Below are 15,280 nucleotides of genomic sequence, written 5' to 3'. Positions count from 1 at the left end.
CGCGGGGGTCGGCGCAGCAGGGAGAACCCGGCGAGCCCCGCGTAGACGTTCGTGCGGGTGAGGCCGTGCGCGTGGTCGTGGTACCACAGGGTCGTGCCCGGCTGATCGTTCGCGTAGCGGAAGACCCGCGAGGTTCCGGAGGCGAAGGTCTGGTCCGGCGTGCCGTCGGACTCGGCCTCGGTGTGCCCGCCGTGCAGGTGCGGCACCGCGCTGCCCACCGGGTACGGCCCCAGGTTGCCCGCCGGGGTCTGCGCGAAGGGGTGGGCGCCCGGCAGGGCGTTGCGGAAGGTGATCTCCACGGGCGTGCCCGCCTGCGCGCGCAGGGTCGGGCCGAGGTAGTCCGCCGGGGCCCCGTGGGCGCCGTACCCCCACACGGGCGTGAGCCGCCCGCCCGGCAGCCCGAAGTCGTGGAGGGCCGGTCCCATCGTGATGACCGTGCCCGAGGGCGGAAGGTCGAGGTCGGCGGGGAGGACGAGGGGGCTTTGCCAGCGCGGGACCGCCAGCGGGGTGAGGAAGGTCGTGCCGGGGTGGGACTCTCCCGGGGCCACGCGGGCGGCGGGCTTCCCGGGGGCGGGACCCCCGCAGGCGGCGAGAAGGAGCGCGGCACAGAGGGCGGCACTTCGGCTCCGCACGGCGACGGCCAGCGAACGCATAGTCCCCCTTCCTTTCTGTGGGTGACGGGCGGGATGCTCCCGCCCGGGCAGGCCCGCGAACGACCGCCGCGCCCTCGCTCCGGGCCTATCCCCGGCCCCTCGTGTCGATGTGGAAGGGCAGGTACAGCGGGCAGAACCCGGTCGGCGCGGTCAGCCCCAGGACCCCACCGATCACGAGGACCGGGACCTCCCACGCGCCGAGCCCGGCGGTGAACCCCCAGGCCAGCAGCATGACGCCGGTCAGCCCCCGCAGGGCCCGGTCGAGCGTTCCCATGTTCCTGCGCATCTTCCACCTCCCGAGCCCCGCCCGCACCCGGAGCGGACGCCCGGAAAGAGCCTAAGCGGCCCCGGTTACCGGGGGGTTACCGCCGGAGTGACCCCGGCCCGGCAGCCAGGCCACGCGGGCGCCTCGCCGTAACGGTGAGGTAACCCCGTCCACCTACGGTGCCGTTCGAAGGAGGAAGCCATGACCGCCCTCACCCGCCCCAGCGAAGGTCACGTCCGCAAGTCCGCCCCACCCGTCCGCCGCTCCGCCCTCCAGACCGCGGGGGTGGCCGCCCTCAATGCGGGGGCGGCCATGACGGCGGTATACACGCTCGCCGTGCGCCCGTGGCATCTGCGCTGGGGAGCCACCCGCGGGGAGGTACGGCGCCCGCTCCCCGGGGACGAGTTCGTGCCGCGCCCCCGGATGGGGTCCACCCGGGCGGTCACCGTCCACGTGCCCCGCCCCCGGGTCTGGGCCTGGCTCGTCCAGATCGGGCAGGGCCGGGGGGGCTTCCACAGCTCGACCCGGCTGGAGAGGCTCTTCGGGCTCGACATCCACAACGCCGAGCAGATCGAGCCCCGGCTCCAGACCCTGCGGGTGGGGGACTTCGTCCGGCAGGCGCCCGAGCGGTTCGGCAAGGAGGCCGGGTGGCGGGTGGCCCGGCTGGAGGCGCCGCGCACGCTGGTTTTGCTCGGCGGGCCGCCCGACGCCCCCGTCCACAGTTGGGCGTTCGTGCTGGACGCGCCGAACAACCACATCACCCGGCTGGTCATGCGCTCGCGTTTCGCCTACCCGCTCACCCCCGGCAACGTCCTCCTGTGGCGCGTCACCGAGGCGGCCCAGTTCATCATGGACCGGGGCATGCTGCTGGGCCTGCGTCGGCGGGCGGAGGGGGTCGGCCAGTCGTCGGTTCCGGCGGACCAGGCCGCAGCCGGAGAGGAGCCGCCGCGCCGTCCGGGGAACTCGCAAACCGCCCCTGGGGCGGAAACGAGGTGATGGTCATGCTCACGCCCGCGGTGATCTGGTGGCTGTTCGCGCTCCTGCTGGCCGCGCTGAGTCTGCTCCGGCCGCAGGTCGCGCGGTCCGTCCTGGCCCTCTTCATGCTCGCCATGTCGGCGGTGAACGTGTACGTGGGGGTGACGGACCCCGGCTCGTACGTGACCTTCGGGGGCAGTTCCCCCGTGCCCCTCTACGCCTGGTTCTTCCACTCGGTAATGGGTCTCGCCCCGGCGGCCTTTGTGTTCGCCCTCGCCGTGTTCGAGGCGGGGGGGGGCGTGGCCCTGCTGGGGAGAACCGCGAGCGTGCGCCGGGGAGCCCTCCTCGGGGCCCTGTTCGCGCTCGCCATCGTTCCGCTGGGCGTGCTGACGAGCGGCAACCTCGCCTTCGCCCTCGCCCTGCTGCTGCTCCGCCGCCACGCCTTCTCGCGCTCGCTGCTCGACGTGTGGCGTGGGGTGGGGCGGCCCGTGTCGTCGGCGTGAGAGGCGCCGCGGTAACGGCCCGGTAACCGCCAGGCCACACCCTCGACCTGTGACCAGGACTTCGGCAAGACGGACGGGGCGGACGTGGCGCTCCCGCTTCGAGGGCTTTACCCGCTGGCTGACCCAGGAGCAGCGCCTCGTGCGGGACGGTCGGCGGCAGGCCGTCGGCATCGGCGTGGTGGGCGTGCAGGAGGCGCCCTCCATGACGGCCGCCTGGCAGGCGCTCGCGCCCATCGGCGTGGGGGGGCAGAGCCTCTCCCCCGCCGGGCTGGCCGCGCAGGCGCTTGCCCCAACCGCGATGGGCGCGCAGGCCTTACCGCCCGGAACCCTGGCCGCCCAGGCGCTCGCTCCCACCGCCGTCGGCGTGCAACTCACCCTCCCCGGGGCGCTGTCCGTGCAGGCGGTGGCCCTCTTCGCTGTCGGCGTGCAGTTCGTGGCGCCGGGTGGGGTGGCCGTGCAGCACGTCGCCCCGGGGGGCATCGCCGTGCAGATCGTCGCGCCGGGGGCCGTGGCGCGGCAGGTCCCGGCGCCCGGAGGCTTTTGCCTGCGCGTTCCCTTCCCGGGACGCTTCCCCGCCCCCGGGGCACGGGCCGGGCGGCGCCGCGCCTGAGGAGATCGACCGATGGACCGCCCGCTCTCCATCCCGTCTTCGAGGCGGCCCGGACGCGCGCTGGCGACGTTCTTCACGCTGACGTTCCTGATCTCGTGGGGCGCGTGGGTGCCCGTCAACCTCGCGGCGCGCGGGGTGATCGCCGCGGCCCCGCCCGCCGCCCTCGCCAACCTCGTCGCGGTCTTCGGGCCGCTGCTCGCCGCCGTCCTCACCGCGCGGGTCATGAACGGTGGGGCGGGCCCCCTCTTCTCCGGCCTGTGGCGCTGGCGCCTGTCCGCCCGCTGGTACGCCTTCGTGCTGTTGTACCCGCCCGCGCTGTCGCTCGTCACCTCCGGCGTCTCGGTCCTGCTCGGGCAAGGGTGGCCGGACTGGGCGCACCCCCCGATCCTGCAAGCCCTCCCGGACGTGGCCGCGCCGCTGTGGCCCTGGCCGCTGCTGCCCCTCCTGTTCGTCCAGCAGACGTTCCTGGGCAGCTCGATGGGCGAGGAGGTCGGCTGGCGGGCCTTCGCGCTGCCCCGGATGCAGGCGAGGTGGGGGGCGCTGCCCGCGAGCCTGCTCCTCGGAGCCGTGTGGGGCGTGTGGCACTGGCCTTACCACAGCACCCCGGGCCACCCGCTGGAACACACCCCCTTCGGCTGGACGGTCCTCGGTACGGTGGCGGCGAGCGTGCTGTTCACCTGGGTGTGGAACGGCACGCGGGGCAGCCTGCTCCTCGCCCTGCTGTTTCACTCGTCGGTCGCCCTGACGAGCAGCTTCGTGGCCTCGGGGACGGGGTCCGGGCGCTCGGCGGCCCTCGCGTGGGTGGCGCCGCTGGCCGTGATCGCCGCCACACGCGGCTCACTGGGCCGGCGGGCCCGAATTCCCTCCGGCGCCGAGGAATCTCAGCGCGCGGGCGCCGGGAAGGCCTGAGCCGTGGGCGCGGTGAGGGCGGGCGGCTGAACTTCCAGCGCGATGAAGCGGTCCGGGCACCTCCCCTGCCGGGCGAAGGGGCAGGAGGAGGTCTGGCCGGGGGGGTGGCCCTCCAGGCGCGGGCAGACGTGCTCGCCGAGCTTGATGCGCCCGGCCAGCTCGGTCGTCTCGGGGAGCGGCGTGTCTTGCAGTTCGTCGCGCAGGAAACGCACGAAGCGGCGGTAGTGCTCCACGGCGGCGTACTTGTCAGAGGCGGTCGAGAGGCAGCCCATCAGGCGCTGGTGGTGGTTCTCGCCCAAGTAGGGGTCTGCACGCAGCGCGCCCGAGAGGGTCTCCACGGAGGCGGCGCACTCGTGGTGCTCACAGTGCAGCGCGGAAAGTTCGAGGCAGGCGCGCACGTACACGCCCCGGTGTTCCTCGCGGGCCCGCACCGCCCAGTCGTCCTCGCACCCCTCCAGGAAGTCCCCCCGGTAGATGTCCAGGACCCGTTCGTAGGCGTGCAGGCACGTCTTTTCGTCGTCCGCCTGCTCTCCCTCACGCAGCGCAGCGTACAGCCGGTACACGTCCGACGCCTGCAAGACCTCATCGGAGAGCACGTAGCGGCCATGCTGCTCGCTCACGGCGTCCGGACTCTCCAGCGCCCGGCGCAGGCGGTGCACCGTCACCCGGAAGCGGCTCGCGCTTTGCTCGTTGAGGTCCGTCTGCCAGAGGTCCTCCAGAATCTCATCGCGGCGCCGCCCCTCGGGGTGGGACAGCAGGTCGTGCAGGAGGCGCTCGGCGGAACTCGACCCCCAGTGGACGGGCTGGCCGTCCAGGGTGGCGCTCGTCTGTCCCAGGGTGAAGAGTTGCAGGTGCGTCATGGCTGTTCTCCTGAATCTCCTGAGCTACGGCACGCGGATTGAACGGGTACACCCCCACCCTAGGCGGCTTTACGGAAAGTTCAGGATGGTTGCCACATCCCGCAACCCGACCGGATGCCTGGGGCCATCTGTGGTGGGCGGCGAAGGCCCGGAACCCGGCTGAAACGCGGGGAGGCGCCGGGTGTGGGCCCACTCCCCCCAGCCTGCGGCGACCGTTACCGTGGCAGGCAACGACGGACGCAAGGCTCTTCCCCGGCCTACCGCTCGTCCCGGGGCGGCACGGCGTCCCAGTTGCCCTCCAGGTGGGTCTGGCGGGCCTGGCGCTGCGCGCTTCGCCGGGCTTCCAGCAGGCGAGACAGATGCAGGGCGTTGCGGGTGCGGATGTCGGCCATCTCGCGCACCCGCCGCGCGACCACCGCGTCGAGATCAGGCTGGTCCCGCAGCAGGGCGTACCCCAGCGACGCGATGGAGAGGCTGAGCGCGCGCTTCTCGAGCAGGTCCCGCAGGTACGTCCCGTTGCTCAGCTCCAGGTGGTACTCCCGGGAGGACGGCTCGCGGGTCACCACCACGTCCCCGCGGGCGAGCAGCTCGTTCATCACCCGCGACAGGGCGCCCTTGGTGGCGTGCAGCCGCTCCGCCGCCCCCGTGAGGGTCAGCCCCCCGGCGCTGAGCAGCAGCAGCGCGACTAGGCGACCCTCCAGCGGGGCGTGGCCCAGGGAGGCAAGCTGGCGCCCCACCACGCGCACGAAGATCTCCGGGGTGACTGGACCCTGAGAAGCCTCCTCCGGGGCCTGCTGCCCGGCCAGCGCGGGCAGCAGGCGCTCCCAGCGTTCCTCGGTCTCGTCGAGGGTCAGCACGGCGTAGAGGATGACCCCCAGCCGGTTGCGGACCGGGGCCGCGCTCGCCCAGACGGGCCGCTGTCCACCTTCCCGCACGACCCGCAGGTCCTGGTCCACGGTAGCTCGGCCCCGCCGCAGCGCCTCGTCGAGGAGTGAATGCCCGTCCAGCGGTCGTCCCTCCGAGTCGAGCAGGTGGCGCAGGACGGCCTGGGCCGCCACACCCGGCTGCACCTCTACCCCCAGCAGCTCCTCGAAACGCCGGTTGGCGAACTGCACCCGCCCGCTCCCCGCGTCCACGACGAGCGCCCCCACCGGCTGCTGCTGCAAGACCGCCTCGTAGCGTGCCCGCTCGGCGGCCTGCTGTTCGAGCAGCGCCTCCCGCTCGGCCTGGGCGCGTTTCAGGGAGGCGAGTTCGCTGAGGTCCAGCACAAAGGTCATGTGCCCGGGGCCCTCCTCCTCGTCCAGCCGGGCCGCCCCCACCAGCACGGGCACCCGGCGCCCGTCGCGCGCCAGGTACTCCTTCTCGAAGGGGCGGACGACGCCCGTGCGCCGCACATCCTCCTCGGCCTGCTCGCTCGGCGGGTGCAGCTCCGGCGGGGTCAGGTCACGCCAGCGCAGGCGACCGGCCCGGAGGTCCTCCCGGGTGTAGCCCAGCATGTCTAGGAAGGCATCGTTCGCCTCGACGATCTCGCCCTCCACCACCCGCAGGATGCCGATGATGTTCGCCTCCGCGATCCGGCGGAGCTGCCCCTCGCGGCGCGCGAGCCGCGCGTGGGTCTGCGCCTGATCCACCGCCACCGCCGCGCGGCGGGCGAGTTCCGCGGCGAAGGTCAGGTCCTCCTCTCCGTAGTGCGCGCCCGGCCAGGCGCGCACCAGGGTGAGCGCGCCGATGACCCGGGTCTGCACGGTCAGGGGCACCACCATCAATGCCCGCGGGGTGAGGGACCGCACCAGCTCGAGGTGCTCGTCGTCGTATTTGCCGCGCACCACCAGCTCGTCGGGCACGTGGTCGATCAGGCGGGGCTGCCCGGTGCGGAGCACTTCCGTCACCGGGTTGGGCACTTCGGGCTGGGGTTGCCAGCGCAATAGGCGCTGAGCGAGCGGGTCCTTCTCCGGGTCGTGGTGGGCGGCGGCGACGCGGCGCAGTCTCCCCTGCTCGTCGAGGAGGTCCACCATCACCCAGTCGGCGAGGTGCTCCACCACCACCCGGGCGACATTCCCTAGCGTCGTGCGTTCGTCCAGGGACGAGGCGAGCACCAGTCCGGCCGCCGCAAGCGCCTCCAGCCGTTGCCGGGCCCGCCGCTCGGCACCCAGCAGCCGCGCGCGCTCCAGCGCCAGGGCACACTGCCCGGCGACACTCAGCAGCAGGGAGCGCTTCTCGGCCGGGAGAGCCCGGCCCGCCGGAAACCCCAGGAACAGGGCGCCCAGCGCGTGGCCCCCGGCGGACAGGGGCAGCGCGGTGAGCCCCCCGGGAACAGGCCGCCCGGGCGCCAGCGTCCGCACGAACTCCGCGACCGGGGACCACTCCACGTCCTGACCCGGCAAGACGGCGCCCTCCCGGATGAGGTCCGCGAGGGGCGAACCCGCCTCCAGCGGCCACGTGTCCTCTTGTGGCCCTTCGTCAGGGCCCTCCGGGGAACGCAGCAGGCGGAATTCGGTGTTCTTCGCCGTCAGGAGCGCGAGGACCGCGAGGTCGGCACCCAGGGCGGCTGGAACGTGACGCGCCAGGGCCCGGGCCACTTCCGCCTCCTCGACCGCCTCGGAGAGCGCCAGCGTGAGGGCCCCCAAATCAGCCGCGTGTGCCTCGGCCTGCCGGCGTGAGGTCACGTCCCGGCAGATGACGAGGAGGCCCGAGGGAGAGGGTGAAACGCGCACCTCCAGCCAGGCGCCCGGCCCCGGGGCATACTCCTCGTCCAGCAGGTCCGCCCGCTCCCTAAGGGCGCGGCGGATCAGCGTCTCGAACCCCGGGCCGAGGACAGCCGGGAACGCCTCCCACACGGGGCGCTCGGGCAGGACGGAACGCCCGTACCCGAGCAGCCGGGCGGCGGGCGGATTGACGTAGACGGCGCGCCCACCAGGGTCCAGCGCGAGGACCGGGTCGGGGAGACCGTCGAGGAGTTGCCGAAAGAGGCTGTCTGGCTCGTGGGTGCCTGCGCCGGCCACCGGTGGACCTCCAGGGGCGAGGGCGGGACGGAGGGGACGCCGGGCCAGCCCACCGGATGCCGAGCTGTCCCGTGCCCACACGTTACCCCGACCTGCCACCGACCGGCAGGGCCGGCTGGGAGACCTCGTCGCGTTCGGGAAGCGCGGTCCCAGTCCGCCGTGTGTCGCTGGGCCCTTCGGTGCTCCGGTAACGTCCAAGAAACGCCCGTGCCGGACCATCCTCCTCCCTGAGGTGGATGGCAGATGCGCGCGATGGTCCTCGAACACCCCGGTCAGCCCTTGACGATGCGGGAACGCCCCGCACCCCGGCCGGGCGACACCCAGGTCCTGCTGCGGGTGCGGGCGTGCGGGGTCTGCCGCACCGACCTGCACCTCGTGGACGGCGAACTGCCGCCCCACCGCGAAGACGTCGCGCCCGGCCACCAGATCGTCGGCAAGGTGGTGGCACTGGGAAAGGGGGTTATGGGCTTCACCGTCGGGGGGCGGGTGGGCGTGCCCTGGCTAGGCTGGACCTGCGGCAAGTGCAACTTTTGCCTGCGCGGCCAGGAGAACCTGTGCGACCGGGCCCTCTTCACCGGCTACGACCTCGACGGCGGCTTCGCGGAATTCGCGGTGGCGGACGCCCGCTACTGCTTCCCGCTGCCGGAGGGTACGGCAACCTGGAGGTCGCGCCCCTGCTGTGCGCGGGCCTGATTGGCTTCCGCGCCCTGCGCCTGACGAGGAAACCCAGCGCCTCGGGCTGTACGGCTTCGGCTCGGCGGCGCACATCCTCACCTAGGTCGCCCGCTTCCGGGGCCGCGAGGTGTACGCCTTCACCCGCCCCGGGGACACAGCGACCCAGGACTTCGCCCGTTCCCTCGGCGCCACCTGGGTGGGCGGGTCGGACGAGGCGCCTCCGGCGGAACTCGGCGGCACGGTCCTGCTCGCCCCGGTCGGTGCCCTGGTGCCCACCGCGCTCGCCGTCACCCGTAAGGGAAGATGCGTGGTGTGCGGGGGCATCCCCATGGGTAACCTCCCCGGCTTCCCGTACCGCCTGCTGTGACTCCTCACGGGTGGCCGGAGTCTTCGACGAGCGCCACCCGGCGGTGAAGCGGGCCTGTGCCGACCTGATCGCGCGGGCGCACGGGGCGGGGCGGACGGTGGGCATCTGCGGGCAGGCCCCGTCGGACTACCCAGACTTCGCGGCCTTCCTGGTCTCGCAGGGCATCGACTCGGTGAGCCTCACCCCGGACGCCTTCGTGCGGGCCAAGCGGCGGGTCGCTGAGGCAGAGGGGATTCCGACACCCCAGGTGCGTGACGGGACGGTGGTGTGAACCCCAGCGGCAGCCCCGACATCAAGCCACTCCCCTTCCCCCACGGCAGGAGGCTCACATGGACACCCGCTGATATCCCGAGGATCACCGCCAGGTGCGGGACCGGATCAACACCCTGTACCACGCGGCGCCCGGCCCGATGGGCGGCTTGACCGAGCTGAAACGGCAGACCCTGACGGGCGGCGCGCTGGACCTCCGGACGCCAGGTCTGAAAGGAAATGGGAATGACCCGGGGAGACGGACAGCCGCGTCCCCGACCCACGGGAAAGGAGCACTCCACGACGGTGACGATGGAACGGCAGCCCCAGGCCCGCGCCGGGCAGGTGGAGATCGTGGACGTGCCGCCCCGCCCGTTCCTGATGGCGGACGGTACCGGAGACCCCAACACCAGCCCCGAGTCCCGGGAGGCGGTGGAGGCGTTGTACACCCTGCGCTCCCTGCTGAGGAAGCGGGGCGTAAACGAGAAGGTCGGACCGCTGGAGGGCCTGTGGTGGGCGGACGACATGATGCAGTTCAGCGTGGACCGCAAGGGCAACTGGAACTGGACCATGATGATCGCCCTGCCGGAGGCCGCGACCCTGAAGGAGGTGGAGGCGGCCTGGGCTGCCGCCGCGCACAGGAAACCCCTGCCCCGGGTACGCCTGGAGATGTACGACGAGGGCCTGTGCGCCCAGGTCCTTCATATCGGGCCCTACAGCGCGGAGGGTTCCGCCATCGAGCGCCTGCACGCCTTCATCAGCGAGCGGGGCGGGACCCTGACCGGAACGCACCACGAGATTTATCTGGGTGATCCGAACCGCGCCGCCCCGGAGAAACTCCGCACGATCATCCGCCGGCCCTTCACGAGAGGAGGAACCGTATGACCCGCTTTCAGGACAAGGTGTGTGTGGTGACCGGCGCCGCCAAGGGCATCGGCGAGGCGACGGCGCGGCGCCTGGCCTCGGAGGGCGGCGCGGTGATGCTGCTGGACCTCAAGTACGAGGAGACGCTGGCCGCCGCCGACCGCCTGAATGCCGAGTTGGCGGAGGCGCACGGCTTCGCGGAAGCTTACGCCTGCGACGTGTCGAGCGAGGAGAACGTGCGCCGCGTCTTTTCCGAGATCGAGCGCCACCACGGGCGGGTGGACGTGCTCGTGAACAACGCGGGCATCGTCGGCCCGGCGGGACCGCTCGAAACCCTCACTCTCAACGGGTGGAACCGCCTGCTCGGGGTGAACCTCACCGGGGCCTTCCTCTGCACCCGCGAGGCCGTGCGCTTGATGAAGCTGGTGGGCGGCGGCGCAGTCGTGAACGTGTCGAGCATCGCCGGACTGGTGGGCTCGCCGGGCATCGCCCCTTACACCGCGAGCAAGGGCGGCCTGCGCCTGCTGACGAAGACAACCGCGCTGGAAGGCGCCCCCTTCGGCATCCGGGTGAACTCGGTCCACCCCGGCGCGATTCTGACCCCGATGGTGGAAGGCTTCGCCGAGGGGGGTCGGGCCACCCCGACGAGACGATGCACAACCTCATCCGCCAGCACCCGCTGGGCCGACTGGGGCGCCCTGAGGAGGTGGCGAGCCTGATCGCCTTCCTCGCCTCAGAGGAAGCCTCCTTCGTGACGGGCGCGGAGTTCGTGGTGGACGGGGGCTTCACCGCGCAGTGACCAAGGACGCGGGACAGGAGGAGGGCGGTCCGCCACCCGGGCACCGCCCTCCCTCCTTCGGCTTCAGTCACGAGGGGGAGATGGACAGCTCGTTGTGCACCTGATGGACCCCCGGCATGGCCCAGGCGGCGTTTTCCGCGTCCTGGCGTTCGGCCCACGAGCGCAGCGTCCCGCGCAGGGTGACGACTCCGCCTTCCACCTCGACCTGCACCCGGTTCGCGTCGAGGGTGGCGTGGCGCGTGAAGGCGAGGGCGATCTCCTGCTTCACCTGGCCCCAGCCCGGCTGCTCCAGGGGCCGGACCGTGAGCAGGTTGGCGACGCCACGCACCCCGGCCAGCGTCCGCACGCTCGCCTCAGCGGCCTCGCGCTGGAAGTGCAGGTCCACCTCGCCGCTCAACGTGAGAAGGCCGTCACGGACGCTGACGTGGACGCCCTCCTCCGGCACCAGGATGTTCGCCTCCAGCACGTTCGCCGCCGAGCGGGCGAGGTCCTCGTCCCCCCGGACGTGTTCGGCAGGCACTTCCACCTCGATCTCGTCGGCGACCCCGCGTACCCCACGGACGCGCAGGGTGGCGTGCTCGGCGTCGTAGCGCTGGGTCCACGAGTTGACCCGGCCCGTCAGCGTCACGATGCCGTCGTGGACACTGACACCGATGTCGGCGGCATTCACCTTCGGCTCGAAGGCCAGGGCGGCCAGCACCTTCCGCTGAAGCTGGAGGTCCGTCTGTGCCGTGGTCGTGGTCATGGTCCACCTTCCTGAATGAACGTGTGAGTCGGATGTCCATTCGCCGCGCCGTAAGATCAATTCTCGCCTCCCTTCCCCCGGGGCCGTCCGGGAGGAGCCACGCACTCAGGCGCCCAACTTGGCGGGCAGGCCCAGGGCCTCCACCTCTACCCGCCACAGCACCTCCCCGATGTCGTCCGGGTGGCAGAGGGTCGTCCCCTCCGTCATGGCCGTCGCGGTTCCACACGCCACCGCGAAGCGCAGGGCGTCTTCAGGTTCGTGGCCCTCGGCGAGACGGGTACACAGGCCCGCCAGGAAGGAGTCCCCCGCGCCGACGGCGGAGCGCACCGGCACCTGCGGGGGCACGGCCCGCCACACTCCGTCCGCGCGGACGAGCAGTGCCCCCTCGGCCCCCAGGCTCACCGCGACGCCCCCCGCCCCCAGACGGCGCGCCTCGCCGCAGCCCTCGATCACGTCGTCCAGGGTGGGCAGCGCCCGCCCCACCAGGCGTTCAAGCTCGTAGCGGTTGGGCTTGATCAGGTCCGCGCCCGCCGCGACCCCCTGGCGCAGCTCCTCCCCGTCGGCGTCCACGACGGTGGGGATGCCCTCGCTCCTCGCCCGGCGGATCATGTCCGGGTAAAAGTCCTCCGGCACGCCTGCGGGCCTCGATCCGCTGGCCAGCAGCCAGTCCGGCGCTCTCAGGGTGAAGATGGAGTTCCACAGCGCCCGGACGTGGGCCGGGGTGACGGCGGGGCCGGGCGAGGAGACCCGCAGTTGGGCCCCCGAGGCGTCCTGCACGATGGGGTTGGTGCGGGTGGGGCCGGGGATGGGCACGAACCAGGTGCGGACGCCCTCGGCCTCCAGCAGCTCGGCGACCTCCAGCCCGGTGTGCCCGCCCAGAAAGCCGAGGGCGACGGTGGGGTGCCCGAGCCGCTTCGCCACCCGCGAGACGTTGATGCCCTTGCCGCCGGGGGCGCGGTACACCGCCGAGGCCCGGTTGGTGTCGTCGTGGCGGAAGTCGGGCACGAGGTAGGTGAGGTCTAGGGTGGGGTTGAGGGTCAGCGTGTGAAGCATGGGGAGTCTTCCTCTCCTACGGGCGCGTGGCCCCGCGGACCGGGTGGGCGAGCAGGCGCAGCCCGATCAAGACCACCAGGACGGTACCCCCCTCGTGCGCGATCACGCCCAGGGGGAGGGGCACCCGCCCGAGCAGCGCGAGCGTCCCGACGACCACGATCACGCCCAGCGCGAGGGCGAGGTTGAGGCGCACGGTGCGCGCGGCGGCCCGGGCGAGTTCCACCGCGCCCACCAGCCGCGTCAGGTCGCCCCGCATCAGCACCACGTCGGCGCTCTCCAGAGCCACGTCGGTGCCGCCGCCCATCGCCACGCCGACGTCCGCGGCGGCCAGCGCGGGCGCGTCGTTCACCCCGTCCCCCACCATCGCCACGCCCCCGTGCGAGCGCAGTTCGGCCAAGGCGCCCAGCTTGTCCCCCGGCAGCAGCCCCGCGCGCACCTCCCGCACACCGACCTCGCGCGCCACGTGCTCGGCCACGCCCGCCCGGTCCCCGGTGAGCATCACCGTGCGTAGGCCCTGCCGGGCAAGCGCGGCCAGCGCACCCTGCGCCTCGGGACGGGGGGTGTCTGCGACCGCCAGCAGGGCGCGCATCTCCCGCCCTGCCCCCAGGATCATGGTCGTGTGGCCCTCGCGCTCCAGGGCCTCCAACTGGGCTTCAGCCTCCGGGTCCAGGCGGGCCTGCTGGTCAGCCACCAGCGCGCGGGTGCCGATCCACACCGCCTGCCCGTTCAGGCGGCCCGTCACCCCGCGCCCGCGCTGCGCCTGCACGCCGTCCACCCCAGGTGGGTCACCGGGAAACCCCGCGACGATGGCCCGCGCGATGGGGTGCTCGCTGTGCCGCTCCAGCCCGGCAGCCAGGGCGCGGGCCTCGTCCTCCGTTCCGCGCAGGGGCAAGACGGCCACCAGGCGCATCCGGCCCTCGGTGAGGGTGCCCGTCTTGTCGAGGGCGAGGGTCCGCACCCGGGCGAGCGCTTCCAGGGCCGCCCCGCTCTTGAACAGCACCCCGGCCCGCGCTCCCGCCGCCATCGCGGAGAGGGTCGCCGCCGGGGTGCTGATGACGACCGCGCAGGGGCTCGCCACCACCAGAAAGGTCATCGCCCGGTACCACGCCGCCCCGGCGTCCAGCCCCAGCCCGTAGCGGGTGACCAGGAACACCGGCAGAACCGATCCCAGCACCGCCAGGGTGTAGGGCCCCTCCAGGCGGTCGGCGAAGAGCTCGGTGGGGCTCTTCTCGGCGCGGGCCTCCTCCACCAGCCGCACCAGCCGCGCCAGGGTGCTCTCACCCGCACTCCTTTCCACCCGCGCCCGCACCACGCCCTCCCCGTTGAGGGTGCCGCTCAGCACGCGGTCTCCCCTCCCCCTCTCAACCGGGACCGACTCGCCGGTCACGGCGCTCTCGTCCACGCTGGTCGTGCCGTCTTCGACCCGGGCGTCCGCCGCGAAGCGCTCGCCGGGCCGCACCAGCAGGAGGTCCCCGGGCCGCAGCTCCCCGATGGGGACGCGCGCCTCCTCCCCGCCCCGCAAGACGGTGGCCTCGGCGGGCCGCAGGGCCATCAGGGCCTCGATGGCGCGCCGGGTACGCCCCATCGCCCAGGCTTGCAGGGTGTTCGAGAGGCTGAAGAGGAAGAGAAGAATCGCCCCGTCCGCCGCCTGCCCCACGCTCGCCGCCCCCAGGGCCGCGACCACCATCAACAGGTCCACGTCGAGCCGCCGCCGGGTGACCAGGGTCCGCACCGCTGTGACGGCGCTGGGCACCCCGCCCGCGAGATAGGCCAGGGCATATCCTGCCCACGTCGGGCCGGGAAGGTCCAGCCGGGCGGCGAGCAGGCCCAGCAGCAGCCCCGCGAGCGTGAGGACAGTCGCGGCCATTCGCCGCGTGACGCTATCGCCCCACAACGGGACGGGGGACCCGCGCTGGGGTTGGGCTGCCCTGAAAAGCGTCATGCCTCACCCTCGGGGAGTGGCGTTACCGGGAGGTTACCGCCCCCGCCCCGAGGTCGACTGCTCCGATCTACAGCGGCCTGGCAACAGCGGGGTAACGGCCAGGCCACACCCTGAGCGCGAAGGAGGACCCATGTTCCACCGCATCCTTGCCACGACCGACGGCAGCGCCCTGGGAAATCTCGCCCTGCCCTTCGCCGCTGACCTCGCCCGCCGCTACGGGGCCACCCTGACCCTGCTCTCCGTCGTGCCGCCCTACACGCTCCCGCCCGAGACGTACCTGGAGGGGGAGTCCTTCGGGTTAGGCCCCAAGCACGACTACGGAGAAGCGCGCGAGCGTCTGCTGGAAGACGGCCTGGGTCTCCTTGACCGGGCCCGCAGGGAGATCGCCTCCCCCGAGGCCCGCGTGATGTGCCTCGAGACGGAGGGCCGGCCCGTCGCGCAGGTGATCGCGGACGAGGTGGAGCGGGGGGGGGCGCGGACCTGGTGGTGATGAGCACCCACGGACGCACGGGGCTCGCTCACCTCTGCCTGGGAAGCGTCGCGGAGGCGGTGCTGCACCGGGTCAAGGTCCCGGTGCTCCTCGTCCGCGCCCCGGCCCGGGCCACGGGGAACAGGCAGCCTCGGCGTCAGGAAGCCCGGTCCTGACGGTCAGCCCGGCGGCCTGGGCGTGAACACCACCTGGTCCTGGATCAGCCCCGCTGCGAACCGCCCCGCGAGGAACGGTGGGGAAGCGCCCACGACCCGCCCGTGCGTTGGAAACGTAGGAGGAGCAACCCCCACCTCGAGCCGTGGTGGACGCGGCTGAACGG

18 protein-coding genes and 1 pseudogene are annotated in these 15,280 nt (G+C 73.0%); 12 read left to right on the top strand and 7 right to left on the bottom strand.

Annotation, left to right across the window (positions count from 1 at the left end):
* Positions 1-20 precede the first annotated feature (20 nt).
* Together A7B18_RS23030 and A7B18_RS00410 are read right to left on the bottom strand one after the other, a co-directional pair.
* Positions 21-425: pseudogene (locus A7B18_RS23030) on the bottom strand (multicopper oxidase domain-containing protein); the annotation flags it as partial.
* A 313-nt stretch (positions 426-738) separates the two neighbouring features.
* Positions 739-939, bottom strand: a complete 201-nt coding sequence (locus tag A7B18_RS00410) for a YgaP family membrane protein (protein WP_102124695.1) — start codon at positions 937-939, stop codon at positions 739-741.
* A gap of 180 nt (positions 940-1,119) precedes the next feature.
* Here A7B18_RS00410 and A7B18_RS00405 point away from each other — a divergent pair, with 180 nt between their 5' ends.
* Genes A7B18_RS00405 through A7B18_RS00390 form a run of 4 tightly spaced genes read left to right on the top strand, consistent with a single transcriptional unit; the run spans position 1,120 to position 3,915 of the window.
* Complete coding sequence (locus A7B18_RS00405; RefSeq protein WP_180969941.1) at positions 1,120-1,914, top strand: hypothetical protein; 795 nt, start codon at positions 1,120-1,122, stop codon at positions 1,912-1,914.
* A 5-nt stretch (positions 1,915-1,919) separates the two neighbouring features.
* Complete coding sequence (locus tag A7B18_RS00400) at positions 1,920-2,396, top strand: hypothetical protein (protein WP_146009397.1); 477 nt, start codon at positions 1,920-1,922, stop codon at positions 2,394-2,396.
* A 49-nt stretch (positions 2,397-2,445) separates the two neighbouring features.
* On the top strand, positions 2,446-3,006 hold the full coding sequence (locus tag A7B18_RS00395) for a hypothetical protein (RefSeq protein WP_146009396.1): 561 nt from the start codon (positions 2,446-2,448) through the stop codon (positions 3,004-3,006).
* Positions 3,007-3,018: 12 nt separating this feature from the next.
* Positions 3,019-3,915, top strand: a complete 897-nt coding sequence (locus A7B18_RS00390; RefSeq protein WP_102124692.1) for a CPBP family intramembrane glutamic endopeptidase — start codon at positions 3,019-3,021, stop codon at positions 3,913-3,915.
* On the opposite strand, the gene A7B18_RS00385 is transcribed toward A7B18_RS00390, so the two are convergent.
* Complete coding sequence (locus A7B18_RS00385; RefSeq protein WP_102124691.1) at positions 3,888-4,775, bottom strand: AfsR/SARP family transcriptional regulator; 888 nt, start codon at positions 4,773-4,775, stop codon at positions 3,888-3,890. The two genes, A7B18_RS00390 and A7B18_RS00385, sit on opposite strands and share 28 nt — an antisense overlap.
* 257 nt (positions 4,776-5,032) lie before the next feature.
* A complete protein-coding gene (locus A7B18_RS00380; protein ID WP_180969940.1) occupies positions 5,033-7,777 on the bottom strand; it encodes a PAS domain S-box protein in 2,745 nt (914 codons plus the stop codon).
* A gap of 243 nt (positions 7,778-8,020) precedes the next feature.
* On the opposite strand from A7B18_RS00380, the gene A7B18_RS22220 reads away from it, so the two are divergent.
* The 6 genes from A7B18_RS22220 to A7B18_RS22210 all read left to right on the top strand — a co-directional run bounded on the left by A7B18_RS22220 (position 8,021) and on the right by A7B18_RS22210 (position 10,731).
* The gene (locus A7B18_RS22220; protein WP_219722066.1) at positions 8,021-8,470 is read left to right on the top strand and encodes an alcohol dehydrogenase catalytic domain-containing protein; all 450 of its coding nucleotides are present in this window, start codon (positions 8,021-8,023) and stop codon (positions 8,468-8,470) included.
* Positions 8,471-8,579: 109 nt separating this feature from the next.
* On the top strand, positions 8,580-8,819 hold the full coding sequence (locus A7B18_RS22215; RefSeq protein WP_219722065.1) for an MDR/zinc-dependent alcohol dehydrogenase-like family protein: 240 nt from the start codon (positions 8,580-8,582) through the stop codon (positions 8,817-8,819).
* Positions 8,820-8,829: 10 nt separating this feature from the next.
* Positions 8,830-9,090, top strand: coding sequence for a putative PEP-binding protein (locus A7B18_RS00370; protein WP_219722064.1), 261 nt, complete (start codon positions 8,830-8,832; stop codon positions 9,088-9,090).
* Between the two features lie 290 nt (positions 9,091-9,380).
* Positions 9,381-9,953, top strand: coding sequence for a GyrI-like domain-containing protein (locus A7B18_RS00365; RefSeq protein WP_102124803.1), 573 nt, complete (start codon positions 9,381-9,383; stop codon positions 9,951-9,953).
* On the top strand, positions 9,950-10,651 hold the full coding sequence (locus A7B18_RS00360; protein WP_219722062.1) for an SDR family NAD(P)-dependent oxidoreductase: 702 nt from the start codon (positions 9,950-9,952) through the stop codon (positions 10,649-10,651). Before A7B18_RS00365 ends, A7B18_RS00360 begins: the two co-directional genes overlap by 4 nt.
* Positions 10,585-10,731: an SDR family oxidoreductase gene (locus A7B18_RS22210; RefSeq protein ID WP_219722061.1), complete on the top strand. Its 147-nt coding sequence runs from the start codon at positions 10,585-10,587 to the stop codon at positions 10,729-10,731. Before A7B18_RS00360 ends, A7B18_RS22210 begins: the two co-directional genes overlap by 67 nt.
* Positions 10,732-10,798: 67 nt before the next feature.
* Here the strand turns inward: A7B18_RS22210 and A7B18_RS00355 are convergent, their stop codons facing one another.
* From A7B18_RS00355 to A7B18_RS00345, 3 genes are all read right to left on the bottom strand, one after another.
* Positions 10,799-11,476: a BON domain-containing protein gene (locus A7B18_RS00355; RefSeq protein ID WP_102124688.1), complete on the bottom strand. Its 678-nt coding sequence runs from the start codon at positions 11,474-11,476 to the stop codon at positions 10,799-10,801.
* Between the two features lie 105 nt (positions 11,477-11,581).
* A complete protein-coding gene (gene pfkB / locus A7B18_RS00350) occupies positions 11,582-12,529 on the bottom strand; it encodes a 1-phosphofructokinase (protein ID WP_102124687.1) in 948 nt (315 codons plus the stop codon).
* 16 nt (positions 12,530-12,545) lie between these two features.
* Positions 12,546-14,396: a heavy metal translocating P-type ATPase gene (locus A7B18_RS00345; RefSeq protein ID WP_245872667.1), complete on the bottom strand. Its 1,851-nt coding sequence runs from the start codon at positions 14,394-14,396 to the stop codon at positions 12,546-12,548.
* A gap of 205 nt (positions 14,397-14,601) precedes the next feature.
* On the opposite strand from A7B18_RS00345, the gene A7B18_RS00340 reads away from it, so the two are divergent.
* Positions 14,602-14,961, top strand: coding sequence for a universal stress protein (locus A7B18_RS00340; RefSeq protein WP_180969939.1), 360 nt, complete (start codon positions 14,602-14,604; stop codon positions 14,959-14,961).
* On the top strand, positions 14,961-15,116 hold the full coding sequence (locus tag A7B18_RS23025; protein ID WP_102124802.1) for a universal stress protein: 156 nt from the start codon (positions 14,961-14,963) through the stop codon (positions 15,114-15,116). Before A7B18_RS00340 ends, A7B18_RS23025 begins: the two co-directional genes overlap by 1 nt.
* Positions 15,117-15,280: the final 164 nt, after the last annotated feature.

The organism is Deinococcus planocerae (assembly GCF_002869765.1).
Taxonomy (GTDB): Bacteria; Deinococcota; Deinococci; order Deinococcales; family Deinococcaceae; genus Deinococcus; species Deinococcus planocerae.
The sequence above is the reverse complement of the archived record's forward strand: the minus strand, read 5'-3'. Positions and strand labels throughout refer to the sequence as shown.